We start from the raw sequence: 3,311 nt of genomic DNA, 5'->3' as shown, positions 1-3,311 counted from the left end.
GGTGGAGGGGGCTGCCGCGTCCGCCGTCCCGGCCTCTGCGGGCGAGGCGCCGGGGGCCGAGATCCGGCCCCTCCGGCGTTTGAGGAGCGGGGTCCGGGGCAGCGCCCCGGCAGACGGCCCGCAGGTGACCACGGTCGCCCTGGACTGGCCGGCCGGGATACCCGACGGCGGCCGCCACGGCTTCACCCCCGCGCACCGCGAAGCCCTGGAGGCGGAGCTACCGGGCATGGCCCACCGACTGGCCGAAGCGCTGGCCGGGCCGGACGGAGCCGCGCCCGCGCGAGTCCTCGTACTCGGCAACGAAGAGCTGATGTACGCCCCGCTGCGCCTCGCGAAGGCCCTGGAGGAGTCCGGCGCGGCCGCCGAGGTCCGCTTCTCGACGACCACCCGCTCGCCGGTGCTCGCCGTGGACGACCCCGGCTACGCCATCCGCACCCGGCTCGTCTTCCCCGCCCACGACGACCCCGCCGACGGCCCCGGAGACCGGTACGCCTACAACGTGGCCGGAGCCGGCTTCGACGCCGTCGTCGCGGTCGTCGACTCGGCCGGTGACACCCCCGAGCTGCGCACCGGCCTCCTCGAGGCCCTCGCCCCGCACACCGGCCGGGTCGTGCTGGCCGCCATACCGTCGTACGTACCCGACCGGCAGGAGCCGATCATGACCGCCGAGCCCTTGCGCGGCCCCGACTTCTCCTCGTACGCACCGGAGGACGTCGGCTGGCTGCTCCAGGACTTCTCCGACGTCGAACTGGAGGCCCCGACCGAAGAGCGCGAGGAGGCCATCCAGGCCGGCGGCGCGCACTACGCCGAGTCCCTGCCGGTGGAGTACCAGCCGTCCCCGGAGTACCAGCAGCTGTACCAGAGCGCGCTGACCGCCTCAGCGGCCCGGATGGCCCGCGCGGTCGGCGTCGTCACCGAGACCGTCCTCGCCGAGCGGTCCCCCTCGCCCGTCCTCGTCTCCCTGGCGCGCGCCGGCACCCCGGTGGGCGTCCTGATGCGGCGCTGGGCCCGGGCCCGGCACGGTCTGGACCTGCCGCACTACGCCGTGTCCATCGTGCGCGGCCGCGGCATCGACGCCAACGCGCTGCGCTGGCTGGCCGCCCACCACGATCCGGCCGACATAGTCTTCGTCGACGGGTGGACCGGCAAGGGCGCCATCACCCGCGAGCTGCGCGAGGCCCTGGGCGAGTTCGAGGGCTTCAACCCGGAGATCGTGGTCCTCGCCGACCCCGGCTCCTGCGTGGAGACCTACGGCACCCGCGAGGACTTCCTGATCCCGTCGGCCTGTCTCAATTCCACCGTTTCGGGACTGGTCTCGCGTACGGTTCTGAGGTCCGATCTGGTCGGCCCCGCCGACTTCCACGGCGCGAAGTTCTACCGGGAGCTCGCCGGAGCCGATGTCTCCGTCGCCTTCGTCGACACCGTCGCCGCTCACTTCGAGGAGGTGGCCGAGGCAGTGGACGCCGAGGTCAAGGAGCTCCTCGCCGCCGACCGCACGCCGACCTGGGAGGGCTGGGCGGCCGTCGAGCGGATCAGCGAGGAGTACGGCATCCACGACGTGAACCTGGTCAAGCCGGGCGTCGGCGAGACCACGCGCGTCCTGCTGCGCCGGGTTCCGTGGAAGATCCTCGCCCAGCGCGACGCGGGGGCCGACCTGGACCACGTACGACTCCTCGCGCAGCAGCGCGGGGTGCCGGTGGAGGAGGTCGACGGGCTTCCGTACACCTGCGTGGGCCTCATCCACCCCCGATTCACGCGCGGCGCCACGGGCGCCGACGGAAAGGCTGTGGCCGCCAAGTGACCGTCCTCGTAGCCAGTGACCTCGACCGCACGCTCATCTACTCGAACGCGGCGCTCGCCCTGACCATGCCCGACCCGGAGGCCCCCCGGCTGCTGTGCGTCGAGGTGCACGAGAGCAAGCCGCTGTCGTACATGACGGAAACGGCGGCCGGGCTGCTGGCGAAGCTGTCCGCGAACCCGGACGTCGTGTTCGTCCCGACCACCACCCGCACCCGCAAGCAGTACCAGCGCATCCGCTTCCCCGGACAGCCGGCGCGGTACGCGATCTGCGCCAACGGCGGCCAGCTGCTGGTCGACGGGGTCCCGGACCGGGACTGGCGGCGCCAGGTCGCGGCGCGGCTCGCCGCCGAATCGGCCCCGCTGGAGGAGATGCGCGCACACCTGCTGTCCGCGACCGACCCGGCGTGGCTGCGCAAGGCGCGAGTGGCGGAGGACCTGTTCGCCTACCTCGTGGTGGAGCGGGCGCTGGTCCCCCCGGAGTGGATCAAGGCGCTGACGGAATGGGCCGAGGCGCGCGGCTGGACGATCTCCCTCCAGGGCCGGAAGATCTACGCCGTCCCGCGCCCGCTGACCAAGAGCGCGGCGATGCGCGAGGTGGCCCGGCGTACGGGAGCCGGCACCACGTTCGCCGCCGGGGACTCGCTGCTCGACGCGGACCTGCTGCTCGCGGCGGACCGGGGCTGGCGGCCGGGCCACGGCGAGCTCGCCGACGCCGGCTGGACGGCCCCGCACGTCACGGCGCTGACCGAGGCGGGGGTGCTGGCCGGTGAGGAAATCGTGCGGGCATTCGCACGCGAGGCGGCCGGACTCGGCACACTGGACGCATGACCAAGGGCAACAGCACCAAGATCACGGACGAGCTCTACCGGTACATGCTGGCGCACAACCCCCCGCTGGACGAGGTCCAGCGGGGGCTGGTGGCCACGACCTACGAGGTGTTCCCGGACGCGGCGGGGATGCAGTCGGCGGAGGAACAGGGCCCGATCCTGGCCTTCCTGGTCCGCCTGACCGGCGCGCGCCGCGTGGTGGAGATCGGCACGTTCACCGGCTTCTCCTCCCTCTCGATGGCGCAGGCGCTCCCGTCGGACGGCAAGCTCATCGCGTGCGACGTCTCCGAGGAGTGGACGGCGTACGCCCGCGAGGCCTGGGCGAAGGCCGGCGTCGCGGACCGCATCGAGCTGCGGATCGCGCCCGCGCTCGAGACGCTGCGCGCGATGCCGGCCGAGCCGCACATCGACATGGCGTACGTGGACGCGGACAAGCAGAGCCAGATCGCCTACTGGGAGGAGCTCGTGCCCAGGCTCCGCCCGGGCGGCCTGATCGTCACGGACAACACGCTGTACCACGGCACGGTGCTGGACGAGTCGGCGACGGGGGCGGCGGCGGGCGTCCGCGCCTACAACGACCACGTCGCGGCGGACGCCCGCATGGAATCCGTGATGCTGGCCATCTCGGACGGCCTGACCCTGTCGCGCAAGCGCTAGGGCGTGTCTTTCGGATCAGGCCGGGCC

3 protein-coding genes are annotated in these 3,311 nt (G+C 73.2%); all 3 read left to right on the top strand.

The window, feature by feature from the left end; genetic code table 11:
* The coding region (locus ACWGDE_RS37540) for a cysteine protease StiP domain-containing protein (protein WP_453393564.1) at window positions 1–1,801 on the top strand (1,801 nt) is incomplete at its 5' end.
* Window positions 1,798–2,628: an HAD family hydrolase gene (locus tag ACWGDE_RS37535; protein ID WP_453393563.1), complete on the top strand. Its 831-nt coding sequence runs from the start codon at window positions 1,798–1,800 to the stop codon at window positions 2,626–2,628. The genes ACWGDE_RS37540 and ACWGDE_RS37535, both read left to right, overlap by 4 nt.
* Window positions 2,625–3,284 (top strand): O-methyltransferase, encoded by a 660-nt coding sequence (locus tag ACWGDE_RS37530; protein ID WP_453393562.1) that lies wholly within the window; start codon window positions 2,625–2,627, stop codon window positions 3,282–3,284. Before ACWGDE_RS37535 ends, ACWGDE_RS37530 begins: the two co-directional genes overlap by 4 nt.
* The last annotated feature ends 27 nt before the right edge of the window (window positions 3,285–3,311 follow it).

This window comes from Streptomyces sp. NPDC054956, assembly GCF_053609185.1.
The sequence above is the reverse complement of the archived record's forward strand: the minus strand, read 5'-3'. Positions and strand labels throughout refer to the sequence as shown.

Coding starts and splice junctions, on each gene's coding strand:
- ACWGDE_RS37530 (WP_453393562.1), top strand. CDS start 2,625: ATGACCAAGGGCAACAGCACCAAGATCACGGACGAGCTCTACCGGTAC.